We start from the raw sequence: 19,011 nt of genomic DNA, 5'->3' as shown, positions 1-19,011 counted from the left end.
CCCCCGATGGCACCGGCCACGGCCGGCATGCGGCACTGAGGGCGTACACGGTGGTGAGGCGCTACTTCCGGCCGGGAGTCCATTTCATGCCGAGCCGGTACGCGCGGGAGATCACGTCCTGGATGCCGGGGCCGTCCGCCGGGGTGAACCACCGGACCTCGCGTCCGATGACGAGTTCGCCCTTCTGGCGCTTGATGAGGGCGATGGCGCAGGCGTGCGCCTGCGGCGGGCATTCGTCGAGAACGACCCGGAAGCGGTCGCCGCGTTCCGAGGTCAGTGTCACCACCGCGTCGAGGCCGCGGAAGTCACCGGATCCTTCGTAGATGTAGACGAAGAGCAGGAGTTTCTGGAACTCGGCCTGGTGGTCCAGGTTGATGACGAGGTTCTCTCCCGCCTCCCGGGCCCCGGTCCGGTCGTCCGCGTCGAGGGCGACGTACGGAAAGCGGTCCACCGCGCCGAACGCGTTGCCCAGCGCCTGCACCACGGTCTTGGAACCGTCGGTGCAGCGAATCATGCAGCCGAGGTCGAGATCCACCTTCCTGGCCGTGGCCGACCGCAGCGACGCCCGGATCCGGCCGAACAGACCACGTGCCTCGCCGGCCGTCCGTTGCGTGGCGGCCTGCGGCGAGGTCCAGTTGAGGTTGACCTTGATCAGCCCGGTCGTTACGCCGTGCTTGTCCAGGGAGACCGTGGGGGCGGCCTTCGTCAGGTTCACGGTGGCGGGCTCGGCCATGCGGCACCTTTCCGAGGAGGGGCGGTCGACGACATCACCGACGAGGGCAAGATGCCGCAGGGGGACGGCGGCGTCGGCCCGACGAGGAGGGTGCGCGAACGGGTGGAGGCATCGTCTCGTGGGGTAGGCACCTTCCTGATTGCCGGAGTCGTTCGACCTGGTGGCCGTTAGGGTGAGGACTGTCGGGCGGAGCCCGAGGCGGATCGGAACGCGGAGAGTCGTGAGCGGTCTTACGGAAGCCGAGCTGAGGGCGCTGGCCGGGGAGCGTTCGTTCGAGCGTGGGCTCGATTACGTCGACGCGGTGTCACGGGTCGAGGTCGGCGACGGCTGGATCAGGGCGTCGGTACGCGGCACGGAGCGGTACGAGGTGGAGCTGTTCCAGGACGGCCGCAAGTCGCCGGCGGGCACCTGCGACTGCCCGTACGGCCAGGAGGGCAACTTCTGCAAGCACCTGGTCGCGCTCGGTCTGACCGTGATCGCCCAGGAGGTGGACCTCCCCCGTCGGCGTGAATCGGCCCGAACCCGGGCGCGCGGGCTCGATGCCTGGCTGACGGACCTGTCGAGGGAGGAACTGCTCACTCTCGTACGGGAGGAGATGGCCGAGGACCGGCAGCTGCGCCGCCGCCTGGAACTGAAGGCGGCGAGCGCTCGCGGAGACCTGGCCGGTGTCCGCTCCCGCATCCGTGAGCTGCTCGACATCGGCCCGTTCGCCCAGTACGGCTACGTCGAGTACGCCGATGCCCGCGCCTACGCCGACCAGGCCGGGCAGGCGGTGTCCGCGATCAAGGCGCTGACCGGCTCCGGCCGGGCATCCGACGCGATGGAGCTGGCGCGGGAGACGATCGGCCTGCTGGCGGGAGTGGTCGAGAGCATCGACGACTCCGACGGCCGTCTCAGCCAGATCGGCGCCGACCTTGCCGACGCCCACCACGACGCCTGTTGCGCGGCCGGCCCCGACCCGGAGGAACTCGCGCACTGGCTGGTGGCCCACGCCCTCGACGACGCGGCCGACCTGACCGACATCGACCCGCTGGACTACGGGGACCTGCTCGGTGAGCGGGGGATGGCCGCCCTGCGCCGGTACGCGGCCGAGGCGTGGCAGGCGAACCGTACCGGCTGGGCCGAGAAGCACCTGATGCAGCGCCTCGCGAAGGCGGGGCGGGACATCGACACGGTGATCGCCGTCCACGCCGCCGACCTAGCGCCGAACGGCCGCACCCACCTGCTCATCGCCCGCGAACTCGACACCGCCGGCCGTACCGCCGAAGCCCTGGAATGGGCAGAGCGCGGCATCCGGGAGGCCGAGGACCTCGCCGCCGCCGACACCGCCCTGATCGACCACCTCACCGACCGCTACACCCGAACCGGCCGGCTCGCCGACGCCGTCACCCTGCGCCGCGACCACTTCGCGGCCCGCCACACCCTGCTCGCCTACCAGCAGCTGCGTGCTGTCGCCCGGGCCGCCGACAGCTGGTCGGCTGAGCGCGAAAAGGCCCTGGCCCTCCTGCGCGCCGACGCCGAACGGACGGGCGCACACGGTGGCCGGGCCCTCGTCGACATCCTGCTGGACGACGAGGACGTCGACGCCGCCTGGCAGGCAGCCGGCGAGTACGGCGCCCACGACGACCAGTGGCTCACCCTCGCCGACCAGTCCCGCCCGACCCGCCCCGCAGACGCCCTGGCCGTCTACCTCCGCCTGGCCGCTGCGCTCACCCGTGAGACCGGCAACCGTTCCTACGAGCAACTCGTCGGCCTGCTCCTGAGCATCCGCGACTGCCACCGCCGCCTCGGCACACCCGACGACTTCACCATGTACGTCACCGACCTGCGCGCCGCACAGAAGCGCAAGCGGAACCTGATGCGACTGATGGACGAGCAGGGCTTGTAAGCCAGAGGACGGCGTGGGGCCGGAGACCCAGACGCCCTGCGTGCGCCCACGGATCAGGCTGCGTTCGAATCCGACGGAGGACCGTCGTCGGTCAGCGGGGACGTCGCACGGCCTGCACGGCGGTCGGCCTGCGGGGGCAGGTAACGGCTCGCCCTGCCGTGCCAGGTGACGACCAATTCGTCTCGTGCCCGGGTGGCCGCCACGAAGAGCAGCGAACGGGCTCGCTGCTCCTCCTGGCGATATCTGTCGGGGTTGCTCAACCGGAAGGACTCGATGCGCTGGTGCGGCACCATGCCTTCACTGACTCCCGCCAGGAAGACCCGCTGGAATTCCAGTCCCTTGAACCGGTGCATGGTGCCGATGTGCACGGTGTCGGTGCCGCGGGGCCCCTCCCGGCCGATCTCACTCGCGGGGATCAGGAACGGCTTGCACGCCAAGGTGTAGGCGAGTTGTGTGACGGCGTCCTTGTCCGGAACGCTGACGGCCATGGCGGCGTACGGGGTGCCGTAGCGCTCGTGACGCTCCTTGAGCAGTGTGGCGATCGCCCGCATCTCGGTCTCCCAGTCGGGAGCGCGCCAGTACTGGGGGGCCAACCCGGTCAGCACGGACCGGTACCCGTCCAGCGTGTCCGGACCGTCGTCGAGATCGTCGAAGCTCTCTCCGTGCACCAGGCCGTGTGCGCTGCCCAGGATCTCTCGCGTCGTGCGGTAGTTCAGGGTCAGCCGCCGGGAGGCCCGTCCAGGGGTGCTGATGCCGAGCCTGCCCAGCACCAGCTGGTGCGAGTAGATGCGCTGGTGGGCGTCGCCCGCCAGGAAGATGTCGTTCGGCCCGGGCGCCACCATCGCGCGCAGCATCCGCCAGTGCGAGGCCGACAGGTCTTGAGCCTCGTCCACCACGACGTGCCGATACCGGGGCTTGAGCCACATGCCGCTGCCGGCCTCACGGTGGGTGAGGTCCAGGCCGCCGTGCTCCTCCTCGTAGCGCGCCTGCTCGACGGCCTTGGCCGTGCGGCGCTCCTCGGTCCGCGCAGCCTCGTCGGCGATCAGTGCGTAGGTCGTGCGCGGAGGTGGTCCGTCCAGGAGCGCAGGACCATGCCGATGCCGTTGATCCCCGGATTGCCCCGCGGACCGTACGACACGTGGTGAGTACCCGAGGAATGGAGATCCAGGACCCTCTTCTGGAGCAGGGCAGGCATGCGGCCGGTCAGCTCCAGCCCGTCCAGAGTCACGCGTGGTCCGTGGGCAGCGTCGGCAGCCACGCAAAAGAGCCGGCCGGTGCCCTCGAAGTACGCGTAGACGGCGGGCACCGCTGGATGGAAGCCGAGCCGGAGGCCGTAGATCTCCGGGTAGCAGGGCTCGGCGGAGAAACGGCTCAACTCAACGGCTTCAGGAAGAGCGGCCCGGACCTCGTCGGCGGACATGCCGAAGCGCAGCGGACCAACGCTCTCCAGCGGAGTCAGCACCCACACCGGTCGAACCGGCTCCCGAACCCACCCGCTGCTTACCCTCGTTCGTCAGTCCGACCCCCGGCCCTGACCTGCGCCGACGCCGCACGACCCCGGCCGCGAATGGGCCGCGCCCCCTGTCATGCGGCGACTCGGGGCGGCACACGCCTGCACATACAACAAGACCCCGCGTTCAGCGTTTCCGCTGATCACGGGGTCTCTTGGCACTTCCTGCGAAGTGCCCCCGGCAGGATTCGAACCTGCGCACACGGCTCCGGAGGGCGCGTGCACCTTCGGCGTCTGTGCAGGTCAGTGGCTTACGAACAAGGGGCCAAGCCCTGCCGGTCCACGAATAGGCCGCATGACACTTGGTACCGCCGCTGTGCTCTGCTTGTGCACTTTGCGCGGGCTCCCCGTTCAGCCAGTCCACCGGCCTCCCACTCCTCTCCGTGGTCCAAAGGCGGGAGCTCAGCAGGCATGTTTCAAGATGTGGGCCACACCGACCGCCCCTCTCACTAAGATGACCCTGTCGTAGGCAATGCAGGGGTGGAGAAAACGCATGCGCCAAGTAGTTTATCTCTCCAAGAGTAAATTGCAGCAGTTCCCTTGGGGTAAGAAATCTCGTCTATCTCTGCAGGGCGTGAGCGCCGAGGTGTCAGTGGCGAGCATCGCGACGCTGTCTGCAACCGTAGGGTCCGTTGACGCCGCAGACGGCACCCCGGAAACCGCCCTTAAAGATGCGAAAAAGGTTCTGAAGCATCTCAAAAAGATCGCACTGCCATACGAGAATCCGGAAGCATCTGATGGCTCCTGGATTCAGTTTGACACGAGGCTGGCTCAAACCCTGGTTTGGGTCGACGATCTTCGAATGCTCTTCTTCGGCCCTCATGCTCAATCCACCGACGAGGTCGCGCTCCTGCTGTACGGGAATCCGAGCAACCTAACCACTCCCCCCGGAGTTCGAGCAGGGGTGGAAGTGCAAGATCTAGACTCAGCTCACAGCAGCCTGATCGCTATGATTCAAGCAGTGGCAGCAGAGGATAACGAAACTCTTCTGGCTGGCATGACGGGCTTCCGTGAAGGTGCCATCAAAATGGCAGAACGGGTGGAGCAGCAGAGTCTCAGTTTCCCCAGACTGTCCGGCTACGCTCAGGTGGTGGCAACTTTCGACTGCACCAATCGGATCTTGCTGGATATGGGTTCTAGCTGCCCATCTAGGCTGATTGTGGCCTCTCCTCTCATTGTCGAGTACCTCCAGCCCTAAAGGCAAATTCGCCAGCTCTGACGCCTCCGCCAATGATGATGCCCACAGCTTGGGAATCACCACCTTTGACGTCCAATAGGCGCTGTGAACTGCGGAAACGGGCGCCAAGCCGAGCCGTGCGGATATTTTCAGTACCCGTTGATATTCGTGGTTCCTCGTCCTGAATGGCACGGAAATGGCACAGCAACCTCTTCATCCCGAAGCAACTCGGGGCGGCTGTTGTGCATGGACTGCGGCGGCTGCCACCTGTGCTGATGGTCCGCTGACGTCCACGGTTGTTCGCGGGTGAACGTCGCGGTTGTCACGCAGTTAGACACTCAGGCGTCATGCGATTCCTCACTTCTCGCCGAGCAGTTCAGAGGGTCGGGGGCGAGCCGAGGGCAAAGGACATACCGGACGTCGACCTCGCCAAGCTGGTGGGGGCTGCTCAGGCGACTGTAAGGAAGGAGCCTCCCCTCATATGAGGGGCCGTGTCGTTGGGGTTGGTCGCTCTGTCCGGGTCAGACGACGCCGGCCTGCCCCTGATGCGGCTGTTCCAACTGTTGTTCCCGCTTGCGTTGCTCCACCCGTAGCAGTTCTACGTTCTCCGCGAACCTCTCCAGGTTGACTGCCGCGTCCGCATCCGAGTATGGCGCGATGCCCAGATCGAAGGCCATGGCATGCTGCTCTACCTGATCCGCAGTCTGCTGAAGGTTGTATGCCCGCTCACGGAATTTGAAATAGCCTGTCACCGCGGTTGCGAATGCCAGGAACGACCCCAACACGATCAGAATCGTCTTACCAGGCTGCGGGGTTTCCCAGAAAGCCGTAGTTGCCGTAGTCCCTACGGACGCGAAGAACACCCCCCACTGGAACCAGTTGTGTATCCGCCGGTAGAACTTTGTGTCCTGCCTTAGGCGCTCTATCACTCGCGGTATGCGCTCCCGATAGCCGTCCCTATGCTCCCTCGTGGGGCGCGCCCTTGAGGCGTTGAGGATCCACAGGTCGTGGATCATCTCCAGATCTCTTCGGAGCAGGAACACCGACTGGACAACGCGTTTCTCGTCCTTCACCCGCAGAATGAAGCCGCCCAGGAACACCGCTACTAGGACCATCATCATCGCGATGGTCACGATGTTGAACGTGCGCAGGTCCGGAACGTCTTCTGGCCACAGGTTGCCCCACCCGACTGCTGCCAGAACCAGCGGCATCGCCACAAGCGGTACCAACCGGAGCCACCGCGACAAAATAGCCCTGCGTATACGACGCTCCGCTATCGCGACGTTTCGCCGGTAGGTGATAACGCTGTTCGCGTGCTCGTACTGTTGTGCAGGCTCGATGTTCCACCCGTACTCTTGTTTTGGGTCATCGAGAGATTCGATGACCTCTTCAACAAGGCTTCCCCAGGTGGAATTTGATTCAGCGGTGAAGACGCCATCAAGGCGCATGTACCGCTTGTAGCGGTCAGGTGACCCATACTTTTGATGGAAGACGTACGCGCCATCACTGTCGTATCTGACCTGCCGAGCTATTTGAACAAATAAAGTCCATTTCAGTTCTTCTCTACCTGTCTTCCAGGCAGCGGAGAGGATCGCGTCTACACCCTCCCAGGTCAAGATGAAGTCCTCGGGAAGAGGGGTGAGTATGTCGGCCTCGGATAGCCGCTGGTCTTCGTGTGCGAGGTTACGCAGGACATCACCTACCCACGGCTTGTAACTGCCGGCGGTCTCGGGTTCACGTTCGCGCGGCACGTCAGTAAGGCGAGACATCGTGGAGTGGCTCCCGGTCAAGGGTCGTGGTGTGTCGTCGACGGCACGCTACCGCTGGCCTGCCTTCCACGTGCAGGTAAACCTGGTAACGGAGTCGCCTCCATCTCCCTAAAGGAGCGCCTCAGGCATCGCGCTGGCACGCTCGCTGAGCCCACCGCTTACCCCAACTCCCATCCCGTCTGCCGTCGACCCACACACCGTGGAGCAGGCGCGGTGCCGGGCGTCCAGGTGGAGCGCGCCACTGTACGAACGACCTGGACGCCCGGTGCCGTGTCTGCTCGGCTCTGCCTGGGTCGACGGCATACGGGATGGGAGTCCCCCACGGCTACAACCGACCGGCCGGCACCCGCGCACGGACCCCCTCCCATCCCGGAGTCGGAGCGCCCCCCGCCGGAGGCATCGTCGTGAGCAGCACTCGCGTACTGCCTCGGCCACTTCGTGGGTTTGTCACCCATCAACCCGAGCCGCAGGCGTGCGGACGGCGGCCGGGCTGGAGCGGGGCGGAGACAGGAGCGCAGGCCCGGGCGACGGGCCGCGCGCGCCGCGCCGTGCGCGGCGGGTGCCTTGATGAGGTAGAGAAATCTGTAACAGCTCCCTCGCTGCCTCTCGGCTACGCCGTTGTGAGCGCGTCTGCGATGGCCTGCATGTCCTCGGTGATGGCGTCGGCCTGCGCATCGGTGAACTGGTCCGTCTTGTGGGGCTTGTTGGCGTACCCGACTACCGTTGCCCCGGCTGTGTGGGCCGCCTGGATGTCGGTGAGCGAGTCGCCGATCAGAGTGCAGCTCGTGACATCGATGTTCATCTGCTCGGCCGCCGTGATGAGCGGGAACGGGTTCGGCTTCATCAGGTGCGGCTGCTCGGAGGGGCGCCCCACGATCTTCGTGACGTACTCCTCCAGGCTGTGGAGCTCCAGGAAGGCCCTTACGCACTCGGCGGAGTTGTTGCTCACCACTGCCACACCTCGACCGGCCGAACGCGCTGCCTGGATTGCTTCCGCGGCTCCTTGTGTCGGCTGGCCGGCCACTGCGACGGCTCGGACCTCGGCGGCCGTGAGAGCCTGCTCGATTTTCTGACCCAGTTCGGTGTCGGCCTCGTGCGCGATGCGCAGGACTTCGATGGGATCGTCGGTCTGGGTGGCCTTCGCGCCCGCGGCCTCATCCTGAGCGGAGAGGAGGGCCGTCAGCTCCCGTGCGACCTCTGGCGCCGGCAGTCCCGCGAACACGTCGCAGATGGGTCCATCGAAATCGAAAAGGATGACGCGGGCGTTTGCCAGGGTCTCGGTGAGCGGATCAGCGTGCGTCAAGGTCGAAGTCCCTTCCGATGGTCTCCCAGACGCTGTCGAACCACATCCGGGCCTGCTGGACCTGCTGGGCTCCGCCCGAGGATTCGCCGTCGTTGATCGAGTGGTGGAACAGGACGGTGTCCTTGCCCACGAGGTCGTAGATCTCGATCATCTCGCCCTGGGCGACGACCTTGTTGGGGCGGATCGGGTAGTACCCGAAGAACGCGTCTTCGTTGTTGATCACGTAGAGCTTGAAGAACTGCGTGCCGCTGTGAACGCGGACGTTGATGCTGGTCTCTGCGACCAGCCCGAGGTGTCCGAGTTCGGTGATGGCGTCTCGGATGCTGCGGGTGTAGCCGACCATGATGTCGTGCATGCGGTCGCGGAGCCGCTTGTCGTCGGCACCGTCCTCCATCCGCACGGGGGCGGCCTGCGGCACGGACATGTCCGGAACGAGTATCCGCATGGTGATGCTCGACGGCGTGAGCCTGCCGATCCGGATCTTGTCGAGCGGCTCCTGAAGCGCGCCGTGCAGGGTCTCGCTGGAGAATCCGGCGAAGTCGATGGTGACGTGATCCTTGGCGAAGGCCTGCTCGACGTACGGCCGCAGCCCCGCCGGCCTTTCTGTCCGGTTGCGTACGTAGACCCCGCTGCCCTTGCGGGAGACCACGAGCCCTTCATCTTCGAGGTCGCGCAACGCGCGCTGGATCGTCGCCCGGGCGAACCCGTAAAGCTCCGTCAGTTCCTTGTGGGACGGGAGCTTCTCGCCGGGACCCAGTCGCCTCGTTCGGATGGCAGCGCCGAGGCTACTGGCCACCTGCTCGTAGGGAGCACGGTCGTCGTCTGGATCGAGGGGCTCGGGGACAAAGGTCATGAGTCGATGGTAGGCGAGTGGCCTAGGTCAGGACAGTCATGGCAGTCATGTCGTTGACATGGCTAGCCATCTCCCCTAACTTCGAGATGTGACCAACCGGGTTAGCCAAGTTGGTCATCTACCCCCTTCCTGCCATCTCGAAGGAGAAACCCATGCCGTCGTTCAAGGTGGACACCTCTACCGCCGTGGTGTTCGTGGCCACAGCCCCCGTCCCGAAGCTCGTGAGCAAGCAGACCGGTGAGCGGGCCATGGACCGGGAGACCGGCGCCGGCCTCTCCACGGTCGGACTGCTGATCTCGGACGAGGGGGAGGGCAACCTCTACCAGGTGACTGTGCCGGAGACCGGCCTTCCCGACGGGCTCGCCCCGGGCATGCCGGTGTCGGTGATCGGGCTCAAGGCCCGGGACTGGGAGAACACGTTCAACGGCCAGACCCGGCACGGCATCTCGTTCCGCGCCGTCGCCGTGACCCCGCTGGGGGCCTGACCATGACGGACATGGCGACGTTATGGGAGGTCGGCCTCCCGCTCGCCGGAACCGCCGGCGGCCTCGGCTACGCGAAGGTCCGCGCGCCGCGTGTCTTCTGGTCGCTGGCGGGTCTGCCGGTGGCCACGACGCGGTTCGCACTGACCTACCGCTCCACGATGGACGTGTGCGGGCTGACGGTGCAGCCCTCCCGCTTTCGCGCCTTCCTCGTCCGCAGTGTCGCCCGCCGCCCCGACGCCCAGCCCGTGCCGCCGAAGGTCCGCCGGTTTCGGGGCACCTCGACCGGGCTGCGGGTGACCCTGCGGCTCCCGGCCGGGTTGGAGCCCGCCGACGTGATGGCCGCCTCCGAGCGGCTGCGGCACGCCTGGGGCGTCCACTCGGTGAATGTGGTGGAGACCAAGCCGGGGTTCGTGGAACTGCGGATGACCGGCTACGACGTCCTGCGGAAAGTGCGTATGCCGCGCCACCTCCTGTCGGGGCCCATGACGGTGCCGGTCGCTCTGCGGGAGGACGGCACCGCGTTCGTCCGGGACTACCTCAAGGTCCCGCACGCGCTGACCCTGGGCGCGAACCAGTCCGGCAAGTCGATGTACCAGCGCAACCTGATCGCCGGGCTGGCCCGGCTGCCGGTGGCCCTGGTCGGCATCGACTGCAAGCGCGGCGTCGAGCACCGCGGCTACGCGCCCCGCCTCTCCGCCCTGGCCATCACCCCCGAGGAGGCGGACGGCCTGCTCGACGGGCTGGTCGGGGAGATGGAAGAACGCTTCGACCTGCTCAGCGAGCACGGGGTCGCCGATATCTGGGCCCTGCCCGACCACCTGCGCCCGGTGCCGGTCGTGGTCCTGGTCGACGAGGTCGCCGAGCTGTTCCTCGTCGCCACCAGGAAGGACGAGGAACGCCGGGACCGGATGGTCACCCAGCTGATCCGCCTCGGCCAGATGGCCCGCGCCGCCGGCATCTTCCTGGAGATCTGCGGGCAGCGCTTCGGCTCCGACCTCGGCAAGGGCGCCACCGCTCTGCGCGCCCAGCTCACCGGCCGCACCGTGCACCGCGTCAACGACAAGCAGACCGCCGAGATGGGCGTCGGCGACATCGCCCCGGACGCGGTGGTCACCGTCCTGACCATCCCGCCGGACCGGCCCGGCGTCGCGGTGGCCGGGGATACCTCCGGCGGCTGGTCCCGCATCCGCACCCCCGCCCTCACCGCTGCCGAAACGGCCGCGATCTGCGCCGAGCACGCGCACCTCACCCCGGACCTGGCCGCCGTCGCCGCCTGGCGCCCGGTCACCCCGGTGAGCGTCGGGGAGCCGGAGTCGGTACCGCTGGTCAAGCCGAGTCCGGCCACCGCCTAGCTCTCCTTTCCTCCCAGTCGGCGTGACCGTCTCACGCCAGGTCCCTACCTCCCCCATGCCCGAAAGGAGGTGAACCCTCGTGTTACGCACCCTCCGCCCCGACGCCGTGCTCATCCAGGCCGTCATCGCCGGGGCCCTGTCCTTCGCCCACCTGCACGACCTGGCGGCCGCGGCCGGTCAGGACGGCTGGAAGGCGTGGGCCTACCCGGTCTCCGTCGACCTGCTCTTGGTCGCCGCCTGGCGCCGGATGCGCACCGACACCGCCAACCGCGACGCGTGGCTGTGGTTCGCCATCGCCCTGACCGCCTCGCTCGGCGCCAACGTCGCCACCGCCGGACTCCTCGACATGACCGACGTCCCGGCCTGGCTGCGCATCCTCGTCGCCGGATGGCCCGCCCTGGCCTTCCTCGGCGGCACCCTCCTCGCCCACGCCTCCCACCCCACACCCGCCCCCGAACCCGCGCCGGAGCCCGAACCGGTCGACCTCGTCGTCGAGCGGACCCCGGAACCCGCGCCCGAGCTCCCGCCGGCCGAACCCGCCGCCCAGGAGCCCCTGCCGGAGCCCGTCCCGCAGGAAGAACGGCCGGAGCCTGCACCCTCGGCACCCACCGTGCCGGTGCCGCCCGCGCTCCTCGCTCACGCCCAGAAGATCGCGGACGCCCACCGGGCCCGGACCGGTACCCCGATCGATGCGGAGACCCTCCGCACCCGGCACGGCATGCCCCCGGCCCTCGCGGACTCCATCGCGCTCCAGCTCGCCTGACCAGGAAGGAGGCAACGCCTATGCGTCCGAACCGCTTCTACGACGTGATCCGTATCGGCCCGGTGCAGGTCGGCACCCACCGCGACGGCCGGGGCCGCACCAAGCACACCGCCGTGTGCACCGCCCCGCGCTGCGACTTCTCCGCCGACTACCACACCCGCGCCTCCGCCGAACTCGCCGCCCGCACCCACCGCTGCCAGCCCCGCTGAATCCGAAGGAGTCCGTCTCGTGGACGTTCCGCTCTGGCTCGCCCTGATCGTCGTCGGCGGCCTCGGCATCAAGCTCATCCGCCCGCCCTGGTGGCTCGTCGCCGTGCTCCTCCTCGGCGGCTACCTCCTCGCCGACAGCCTCTTCGCCCCGCTCATCGACACCACGATCAAGTAGGGAGACCCCGTCATGCTCCGACCGCACGTCCCGGTCAACCCGCTCCCGACCGGCCTCGTCACACCGCTCCAGCCGACCCCCGTTCCGGCCGCCGACGTTGAGCCGACCGCGTCCGTCCCGACCCCGGCGCCGGTTGCCCCGGTCCGCACGTCCATCCAGCTCACCCCGGGCAGTGCGCTCGCCCTCGCCGCCGGCGGCGGTGCGGTGGTCCTGGTCGTCGGCGCCGTCCTGGTCTCCATGCTCCTCGCCGTCGCCGTCACTGGCGTCTCCGTCGCCCTGATCGCCGTCGTGCTGCGGCTGCTCGTCCGCGACCTGCAGAAGGGCCGGTGAGCCTCGTGGACACGTACACCATGGCCGCCGCGGGCTTACCGGCCCTCGGCTGGGCCCTGCACGGCGGGCTGCTCTCGCGCCGTCTGGCCACCGCCCGCCGCGACCCGCTGACCGGCCTGCACACCCGCGCCGGATGGACCACCCGCGCCGAACACCTCCTGGCCAAGCACCCGAACGCGCTCGTGCTCCTGGTCGACCTGGACGACTTCAAGGCCATCAACGACACCCACGGCCACGCCGCCGGCGACGCGGTCCTGACCGCCACCGCCCAGCGGCTCACCGCCTGGTGCGGACGGCACGGGATCGCCGCCCGCCTCGGCGGGGATGAGTTCGCCGCCATCGTCCCCGACCTCGGCGCCGTCAACCTCTTCGACCTCTGGACCGCCCTGGACACCCCGGTCACCCACAACGGGCACGTTCTGCCAGTCTCCGCCTCGGTCGGCTGCTGCCTCCGCGACCGGCTGCCCGTGCCGTCGCTCACCGACGCTCTGTCGGCCGCCGACGTGGCGATGTACGCGGCCAAGGGCCACGGCAGGCGCAACACACACTGAGCGGCCCCCGGAGCGGCCTCGGTCGCCAAACTTCCGCCGCCCCGGGCGCCTTCAACACCCTCCAGATCCACCGGACCCGAAAGGGAGTACTCATCATGTCCCAGACCACCCCGGCCCCGCGCGTCTGCTCCCACTGCGACGGCTTCCCCGTCGTCCACATCACCACCGGCACCCTCATCCCCGACGGACAGCGCCGCACTCTGGCCGCCGCCTGCCCCGCCTGCCAGGGCACCGGCACCCGCATCGCCCCGGCCTCCCTGGTCCGCGCGGGGAAGTGACCCGTTGACCGACACCGCCACCGCGGCGGGCCTGGACCCGGCCACCCTGAGCGACCTGCTCCGGCTGGCCGGGTCCCCCGGCTTCGACCGCCTCACCGAGCAACTGCGCCGCACCGGCGGCTGCACCGCCCCCATCCGCCTCACCGGCGGAACCAAAACCCTCGACCCCGCCACCAAGACCGTGCTCCACGCCTACAACACCGATGCCGAACCCGGCGGCGTCCTGCGGGTGGCGTGCGGCAACCGGCGGGCCTCCCGCTGCCCGGCCTGCGCCTGGACCTACGCGGGCGACACCTACCACCTCATCCGTGCCGGACTCACCGGCGCCCCCGACAAGGGCACCCCGGAGACGATCCGGGACCACCCCCGGGTCTTCGCCACCCTGACCGCCCCGTCCTTCGGCCCGGTCCACAACCGGCCCGGGAATCGGCCCTGCCGCTGCGGCACCCGGCACGCCGAGGACGCCCCGGAGCTGGGCACCCCGCTCGACCCGTCCGCGTACGACTACGCGGGCGCGGTGCTGTGGAACAACCACGCCTCCGAGCTGTGGCGCTACTTCACGATCTACCTGCGCCGCGAGATCGCCGCCCGCGCCGGCCTCACCCAGAAAGCCGCCCGCGAACAGTCCCGCGTCTCCTTCGGCAAGGTCGCCGAGTACCAAAAGCGCGGCGCCGTCCACTTCCACGCCGTCATCCGCTTCGACGGCCCCGGCGGACCGGCTACCCCGCCCCCGGCCTGGGCCACCCTCGACCTGCTCACCGACGCCATCCGCGCCGCCGCCGCCCGCGTCCGCGTCGTCGTCCCCGCCGCACCCGCGCACGGCGTCGGCCAGGACCTCACCCTCACCTGGGGCACCCAGCTCGACGTCCAGCCCATCGGCGCCTTCGGCCACGGCGAGGAACTCACCGAGCAGGCCGTCGCCGCCTACGTCGCCAAGTACGCCACCAAGGCCGCCGAGACCACCGGCACCGTCGACCGCCCGGTCGGCAACAAGGAGGCCCTGATCCTCCTCGACGTCCCCGACCACCCCCGCCGCCTCATCGAAGCCTGCCTGGACCTCGACCCGGCCTACCCCGACCGACGCCTTCGGGCCTGGGCCCACATGCTCGGCTTCCGCGGCCACTTCTCCACCAAATCCCGCGCCTACTCCACCACCCTCGGCGCCCTGCGCCAGGTCCGCGCCGACTACCGCGCCGCCCAGCAACGCGCCACCCTCGGCCTGCCCGACCCCGACGAAAACCCGGAGTCCACCCTCCTCGTCGTCGCCCACTGGGCCTACGCCGGCCACGGCGCCACGCCCGGCGAGTCCTGGCTCGCCGCCAACATCCGCCGCGACCTCCAGCACAACCGCGAACACGCCCGAGAGATCCGAACCGAACTCGAAGCTCAGGGGGATGAGCTGCTGTGAAGGACGAGTTGATGACCGTGCCGCAGATCCTTGCCGAGCTGGGTGGGGTGTCGCGGCGGACCTTCTACCGGTGGCGCGAACTGGGGCAGGGACCGAACGCCTTCAAGCTGCCGAACGGTGAGCTCCGGGTGTGGCGCTCGGACTTCTCCGCCTGGCTCCGGGAGCTGGAAGGGGCCGCCGCGTGAAGTCGCTCGACGTCAAGATCTGGGGTGTTCGTAAGCGGAACACCAAGAAGCCGTCTTATGACGTGCGCTGGGCTGTCGCCGGCCGGGTCTTCTCCGATTCGTTCCGGACGAAGGCACTCGCCGACAACTACCGCTCCAAGCTGATGCGGGCGGCTCGTGATGGCGAGGAATTCGATACCGAATCCGGCCTTCCGGGCTCCATGGAGGAGAAGAAGTCTGCTCTGACCTGGTACGCCTTCGCATTGAAATATCTGGCGATGAAGTGGCCGCATGCGGCGCCGAACACGCGCGACGGGATCAACGAATCTCTGACCTCGGTCACGACGGCCCTCCTCGATGATCGTCCGGGGCGCCCGTCCGATGAGCTGCTCCGTAGGGCGCTGAGGAACTGGGCATTCGTCCTTCCAGGGCCCGACGACCGCGAACTGCCGACCGAGATCGGCAATGCGCTGCACTGGGTGGCGAAGGCTTCTCGCCCGCTCTCCGACCTTGCCGACCCGGTGATCGGGCGTGCGGTCCTCGACTCGCTCAAGCTCAAGCTGGACGGCACGGCGGCTGCTGCCGAGACGGTACGCCGAAAGCGCCGGACCCTCGTCAATGCTGTGCACTACGCCGTCGACCTGGGGGAGTTTCCCGAGAACCCGCTCGCTGCGGTTCGCTGGCAAAAGCCCAAGGTGTCCAGCGAGGTGGACCCGAGGGTCGTCGCCAACCCTGAGCAGGCTCGGTCCCTCCTCCACGCCGTCTCGTACGTCGGCGGCTACCGACGCGCCCGGGGGCGGCGCCTGGTCGGCCTGTTCGCCGGCATGTACTTCGGAGGGTTCCGGCCCGCCGAAGCCGTGGGCCTGGCAGAGCCGGATCTCTTACTGCCTGAATCCGGGTGGGGATCCGCGCTGCTTCACCGGACTCGCCCGAGTGTCGGGAAGCAGTGGACCGACACGGGGGAGAGCCATGACGACCGCGGCCTGAAGAACCGCCCGACCGAGGACGTCCGCCGGGTGCCCATCCCGCCCCAGCTCGTGGCTGTCTTCCGGGAGCACATCGAGACGTTCGGGACGGCCGAGGACGGGCGCCTGTTCTTCAGCGAGAACGGGGGAGTGGTCTCCTCCTCGACGTACTACCGGGCGTGGCAGGAAGCGAGGGAGCTTGCGCTCCCACCGGCCGTGGTCGCCTCACCACTCGCCCGGCGACCGTACGACCTCCGGCACTCCGCGCTCTCCACGTGGCTCAATGCGGGCGTGGACGCCACCGAGGTCGCCGAGCGCGCCGGCAACAGTGTGGAGGTGTTGTTGAGCCGGTACGCGAAGTGCCTCGACGGCCGTCAGGAGGTGGCGAATCGGAGGATCGAAGACCTGCTGCGGGAGTACGAGTGATCGAGCGAGGGGGACTGTCAGTGCGTTCGCCTACGCTGCGCTTCCGTTTGGACAGTTCGAATGGGGAGGGGACAGGGGTGGGCGGTAACGCGTGGACGCAGACGGGCCCGTATCAGCCTGATCTGGTGGCTGCATTCCGGCAGGCCCAGGAAGAGAGCCTGGCAGAGGACGACCACGGCTTCGAAGGACGAACCGTCGAGGAGCTGTGGCGCGATCCGGCATGGCACGAGTACATCTTCACGGGTGGTACGTGCACGGTGCTGGACTTCCCCGACATGATCGATGCCGCGGATCGGAGTGATGGGCCGTTCATGCGGCCGCTGACCGACAGCGAAGTGCGTGCCTGGTCCCCGGACGGCCGACCTACCTATGAGGACTGGGACGAGGCTCTCGACACAGGGCGGTTGGAGTTCCCTGACCGTGCCCAGGGGAACTGCACGGTGCTCTATCGCGACGGCCGGCCGTCCCTGATCGGCTACTGGGGAGTGACCGCCGACTAGTCGGACCACATCGCTTCAATGTAAGGCCCTGGGACCCGTCCCGGGGCCTTCGTCGTTTCCGTGCTCCCACCTGCGCCGATGCCCCGAGAATCTGTCCACGAATAGTCCGCGGACCCCGACATACGGCCGCTCACCCCGGCACACGCCTGCACACGCAACAAGACCCCGCGTCCAGCGTTTCCGCTGATCACGGGGTCTCTTGGCACTTCCTGCGAAGTGCCCCCGGCAGGATTCGAACCTGCGCACACGGCTCCGGAGGCCGTTGCTCTATCCCCTGAGCTACGGGGGCGTCCGCCGTGTTTCTCGGCGACGGGTAGAACCCTACCAGCTCTTCGGGCGTGCCTGTGAACAGGTATTTCCGGGGCGTCACCGGGGGGTCCGTCCCCCGCACGGGTCAGAAGTGGGTAAAACCCGGACGCAGCCGTGGGGGGCGGCCTACTCTCGTTCGTGTGTCAGGCGTGTCCGGTCGGGTGCTCGTTGTCGATGACAACAAGGTGATCCGCCAGTTGATCAGGGTCAATCTCGAACTCGAGGGGTTCGAGGTCGTGACCGCGGCCGATGGTGCCGAGTGTCTGGATGTCGTGCATCAGGTCTGTCCTGATGTCGTCACCCTGGACGTCGTCATGCCCCGCCTGGGCGGGATCAAGACGGCCGAGCGGCTGCGGGCCGACCCGCGGACCAGCCATCTGCCGGTGGCGATCATCAGCGCCTGCGGCGAGCACGAGGTCGGTGGGGTCGCCTCCGGGGTCGACGCCTTTCTCGCCAAGCCCTTCGAGCCCTCGGAGCTCGTGCGCGTGGTGCGGCAGTTGATGCACCGCGAGCGGCGGGAGCGTCCCGAGGCGGCCGGCCCCGACGGGGGAGAGGAACCTGCCGCAGTCGAGGGACTGCAGGAGCAGGACGCCTGGCGTGCCGGGAGCACGCGCGGAGCGATCTGAGCCCGGCGGTTCCGGGAGCGTGTGAAGAGATCCGAGCCCGGCGGTTCCGGGAGCGCGCGGGGCCGTCCGAGACCAGAGGTTCCGTGAGTGCGCGGAGCCGTCCGAGACCAGAGGTTCCGTGAGTGCGCGGAGCCATCCGAGACCAGAGGTTCCGTGAGTGCGCGGGGCCGTCCGAGTCCGGCGGTTCCCGATGTGTGCGGTCGTGGTCCCGCATGGCGAAACCGGTTCGCGTTCCGACCCCCCTCCTCCCCTAGGCTGGTCCCGTGACCCCCGCGGACCTCTCCCTCACCGTGCAGCACGCCGTGCGCCGTGCGGTCGACGACGGTGCGCTGCGGGTCGACGTCCCCCCGCGCGTGAAGGTGGAGCGGGCCCGGCCCGGTGGGACCGGGGAGTACGCCAGCAGCGTCGCGCTCAGTCTCGCCCGGCCCGCGGGGCGCGCCCCTCTCGACGTCGCGGAAATCCTCCGGGAGCGGCTCCGCGAGAGCCCCGGGATCCTCGCCGTCGACATCACCGGGCCCGGGTTCCTGAACTTCACCCTCCGCGCCGATGCCGGCGGTGATCTCGTACGGGCGATCCGGGACGCCGGGTTCGCGTACGGGCACGGCACCGCCCTCGCCGGGACCGTCGTGCGGTTCGCCGAGGCGCCCGGGGGGCGCGCCTCGGTCGTGACCGAGGTCGTCCTGCGGCTGCTCCGGAGCCAGGGGGCCGACGCCTCCTTCGGCGGGGACGAGCGGATCCCCGTGCGGGGCGGGGAGTACCGGCCCGATCTCCTCGGCGTCGATGCGGGGCGATGGGCCCTGCTGCGGGCCGCGAACCACGACCGGGTCCTCGACGGGGCCCCCCTCCTCGTCCAGCACGAGCGCAACCCCCTCTTCCGCGTGCGGTACGCCCACGCCCGGGTCCGGCGGCTGCTCGTCAACGCGCTGCAGCTCGGCTTCACGCCTTCGTACGACACCGACGTCCACGCACCCGAGCTCCTCGGCGTCCTGGGCGACCACCCCGTCGTCCTCCTCGCCGCCGCCCGCCACCGCGCCCCCGACCGGGTCGCCCGGCACCTGGAAGCCACCGCCGACGCGCTGCTCGCGTTCCAGCACACCGTGCTGCCGCTCGGCGACGAGAAACCCTCGGCCGCCCACCGCTCCCGGCTCGCGCTCGCCGAAGCCGCCGGGACGGTGCTCGCCGGTGGCCTGTCCCTGCTCGGCATCAGCGCACCCGACCAGATCTGAAAGAGCCAGTC

General features: G+C 68.8%; 22 protein-coding genes and 1 tRNA gene. 16 read left to right on the top strand and 7 right to left on the bottom strand.

Annotated elements, in window-relative coordinates:
- Nucleotides 1-61: 61 nt before the first annotated feature.
- Entirely contained in the window at nt 62-733 is a 672-nt protein-coding gene (locus ACFYUZ_RS11405; protein WP_389307843.1) for a hypothetical protein, read from the bottom strand.
- 220 nt (nt 734-953) lie between these two features.
- On the opposite strand from ACFYUZ_RS11405, the gene ACFYUZ_RS11400 reads away from it, so the two are divergent.
- Nucleotides 954-2,621 carry an SWIM zinc finger domain-containing protein gene (locus ACFYUZ_RS11400; protein WP_389307841.1) on the top strand — a complete coding sequence of 556 codons (1,668 nt, stop codon included), beginning with the start codon at nt 954-956 and terminating at the stop codon, nt 2,619-2,621.
- Between the two features lie 53 nt (nt 2,622-2,674).
- Here ACFYUZ_RS11400 and ACFYUZ_RS11395 read toward each other — a convergent pair whose 3' ends face one another.
- Together ACFYUZ_RS11395 and ACFYUZ_RS11390 are read right to left on the bottom strand one after the other, a co-directional pair.
- A complete protein-coding gene (locus ACFYUZ_RS11395) occupies nt 2,675-3,547 on the bottom strand; it encodes a 3'-5' exonuclease (RefSeq protein WP_389307839.1) in 873 nt (290 codons plus the stop codon).
- A gap of 116 nt (nt 3,548-3,663) precedes the next feature.
- A complete protein-coding gene (locus tag ACFYUZ_RS11390; RefSeq protein WP_389307837.1) occupies nt 3,664-4,083 on the bottom strand; it encodes a hypothetical protein in 420 nt (139 codons plus the stop codon).
- 541 nt (nt 4,084-4,624) lie between these two features.
- On the opposite strand from ACFYUZ_RS11390, the gene ACFYUZ_RS11385 reads away from it, so the two are divergent.
- On the top strand, nt 4,625-5,329 hold the full coding sequence (locus tag ACFYUZ_RS11385; RefSeq protein WP_389307835.1) for an SAVMC3_10250 family protein: 705 nt from the start codon (nt 4,625-4,627) through the stop codon (nt 5,327-5,329).
- 500 nt (nt 5,330-5,829) lie between these two features.
- Here ACFYUZ_RS11385 and ACFYUZ_RS11380 read toward each other — a convergent pair whose 3' ends face one another.
- The 3 genes from ACFYUZ_RS11380 to ACFYUZ_RS11370 all read right to left on the bottom strand — a co-directional run bounded on the left by ACFYUZ_RS11380 (nt 5,830) and on the right by ACFYUZ_RS11370 (nt 9,233).
- Nucleotides 5,830-7,059, bottom strand: a complete 1,230-nt coding sequence (locus tag ACFYUZ_RS11380; protein ID WP_389307833.1) for an SLATT domain-containing protein — start codon at nt 7,057-7,059, stop codon at nt 5,830-5,832.
- A gap of 628 nt (nt 7,060-7,687) precedes the next feature.
- Complete coding sequence (locus ACFYUZ_RS11375) at nt 7,688-8,380, bottom strand: HAD family hydrolase (RefSeq protein ID WP_389307831.1); 693 nt, start codon at nt 8,378-8,380, stop codon at nt 7,688-7,690.
- A complete protein-coding gene (locus ACFYUZ_RS11370) occupies nt 8,367-9,233 on the bottom strand; it encodes a winged helix-turn-helix domain-containing protein (RefSeq protein WP_359588250.1) in 867 nt (288 codons plus the stop codon). The genes ACFYUZ_RS11375 and ACFYUZ_RS11370 overlap by 14 nt, the downstream gene beginning before the upstream one ends.
- 152 nt (nt 9,234-9,385) lie before the next feature.
- On the opposite strand from ACFYUZ_RS11370, the gene ACFYUZ_RS11365 reads away from it, so the two are divergent.
- From ACFYUZ_RS11365 to ACFYUZ_RS11310, 12 genes are all read left to right on the top strand, one after another.
- Nucleotides 9,386-9,718 (top strand): hypothetical protein, encoded by a 333-nt coding sequence (locus ACFYUZ_RS11365; protein ID WP_389307828.1) that lies wholly within the window; start codon nt 9,386-9,388, stop codon nt 9,716-9,718.
- 2 nt (nt 9,719-9,720) lie between these two features.
- A complete protein-coding gene (locus ACFYUZ_RS11360) occupies nt 9,721-11,070 on the top strand; it encodes an FtsK/SpoIIIE domain-containing protein (protein WP_389307826.1) in 1,350 nt (449 codons plus the stop codon).
- 79 nt (nt 11,071-11,149) lie between these two features.
- Nucleotides 11,150-11,833 (top strand): DUF2637 domain-containing protein, encoded by a 684-nt coding sequence (locus tag ACFYUZ_RS11355; protein ID WP_389307824.1) that lies wholly within the window; start codon nt 11,150-11,152, stop codon nt 11,831-11,833.
- 20 nt (nt 11,834-11,853) lie between these two features.
- Nucleotides 11,854-12,042, top strand: a complete 189-nt coding sequence (locus ACFYUZ_RS11350) for a mobile element transfer protein (protein ID WP_389307822.1) — start codon at nt 11,854-11,856, stop codon at nt 12,040-12,042.
- A gap of 19 nt (nt 12,043-12,061) precedes the next feature.
- Nucleotides 12,062-12,217 (top strand): hypothetical protein, encoded by a 156-nt coding sequence (locus ACFYUZ_RS11345; protein WP_389307820.1) that lies wholly within the window; start codon nt 12,062-12,064, stop codon nt 12,215-12,217.
- A gap of 12 nt (nt 12,218-12,229) precedes the next feature.
- The gene (locus tag ACFYUZ_RS11340; protein WP_389307819.1) at nt 12,230-12,547 is read left to right on the top strand and encodes a SpdD-like protein; all 318 of its coding nucleotides are present in this window, start codon (nt 12,230-12,232) and stop codon (nt 12,545-12,547) included.
- A 5-nt stretch (nt 12,548-12,552) separates the two neighbouring features.
- Complete coding sequence (locus tag ACFYUZ_RS11335) at nt 12,553-13,098, top strand: GGDEF domain-containing protein (protein ID WP_389308541.1); 546 nt, start codon at nt 12,553-12,555, stop codon at nt 13,096-13,098.
- Nucleotides 13,099-13,193: 95 nt separating this feature from the next.
- On the top strand, nt 13,194-13,376 hold the full coding sequence (locus ACFYUZ_RS11330; protein WP_389307818.1) for a hypothetical protein: 183 nt from the start codon (nt 13,194-13,196) through the stop codon (nt 13,374-13,376).
- A 4-nt stretch (nt 13,377-13,380) separates the two neighbouring features.
- Nucleotides 13,381-14,784 (top strand): replication initiator protein RepSA, encoded by a 1,404-nt coding sequence (gene repSA / locus ACFYUZ_RS11325; RefSeq protein ID WP_389307817.1) that lies wholly within the window; start codon nt 13,381-13,383, stop codon nt 14,782-14,784.
- 11 nt (nt 14,785-14,795) lie between these two features.
- A complete protein-coding gene (locus ACFYUZ_RS11320; RefSeq protein ID WP_389307815.1) occupies nt 14,796-14,969 on the top strand; it encodes a helix-turn-helix transcriptional regulator in 174 nt (57 codons plus the stop codon).
- Nucleotides 14,966-16,339, top strand: coding sequence for a tyrosine-type recombinase/integrase (locus ACFYUZ_RS11315; protein ID WP_389307814.1), 1,374 nt, complete (start codon nt 14,966-14,968; stop codon nt 16,337-16,339). Before ACFYUZ_RS11320 ends, ACFYUZ_RS11315 begins: the two co-directional genes overlap by 4 nt.
- Nucleotides 16,340-16,464: 125 nt before the next feature.
- Complete coding sequence (locus tag ACFYUZ_RS11310; protein WP_389307812.1) at nt 16,465-16,839, top strand: hypothetical protein; 375 nt, start codon at nt 16,465-16,467, stop codon at nt 16,837-16,839.
- A 217-nt stretch (nt 16,840-17,056) separates the two neighbouring features.
- Here ACFYUZ_RS11310 and ACFYUZ_RS11305 read toward each other — a convergent pair.
- Nucleotides 17,057-17,128, bottom strand: a tRNA-Arg gene (locus ACFYUZ_RS11305).
- A gap of 160 nt (nt 17,129-17,288) precedes the next feature.
- Here ACFYUZ_RS11305 and ACFYUZ_RS11300 point away from each other — a divergent pair.
- Together ACFYUZ_RS11300 and nrtL are read left to right on the top strand one after the other, a co-directional pair.
- A complete protein-coding gene (locus ACFYUZ_RS11300) occupies nt 17,289-17,774 on the top strand; it encodes a response regulator (RefSeq protein ID WP_389307811.1) in 486 nt (161 codons plus the stop codon).
- A 263-nt stretch (nt 17,775-18,037) separates the two neighbouring features.
- Nucleotides 18,038-19,000, top strand: a complete 963-nt coding sequence (nrtL, locus tag ACFYUZ_RS11295; RefSeq protein WP_389307809.1) for an ArgS-related anticodon-binding protein NrtL — start codon at nt 18,038-18,040, stop codon at nt 18,998-19,000.
- Nucleotides 19,001-19,011: the final 11 nt, after the last annotated feature.

Origin of the sequence: Streptomyces sp. NPDC004266 (genome assembly GCF_042874095.1) — a bacterium.
Taxonomy (GTDB): domain Bacteria; phylum Actinomycetota; class Actinomycetes; order Streptomycetales; family Streptomycetaceae; genus Streptomyces.
Note: the sequence above shows the minus strand (reverse complement) of the source record. Positions and strands in the feature narration are given on the sequence as shown.